This is a genomic window from Chryseobacterium sp. SIMBA_029, assembly GCF_046535275.1.
Classification (GTDB): Bacteria; Bacteroidota; Bacteroidia; order Flavobacteriales; family Weeksellaceae; genus Chryseobacterium.
Window position 1 is genome coordinate 1 of the sequence record NZ_JAWRXA010000844.1, and the last position, 236, is coordinate 236.

Annotated in this window: 1 protein-coding gene; it reads right to left on the bottom strand. The window is 32.2% G+C overall.

The window, feature by feature from the left end:
- The coding region (locus tag SB679_RS26255; RefSeq protein WP_410705357.1) for a biotin/lipoyl-binding protein at positions 1-236 on the bottom strand (236 nt) is incomplete at both ends.

Consider the following 236-nt stretch of genomic DNA (forward strand, 5'->3'; position numbering starts at 1 on the left):
GTTGTAATATTTTCAGTGTTCGCATGAAGATTGGCTTCAGCCATATGCACCTGATTCACAAATTCTCTGTTGTCTATGATCAATAAGGTATCTCCCTTATGCACAAATTGATTTTCATTAAACTTTATGTTTTTGATAAATCCTGAAACCTTACTGGATACAGGAGTGATATATTGTTCTATCTGTGCATCATTGGTTGTAATATTCTTCCTTGTAAAAAGATAAAAACTTACCAT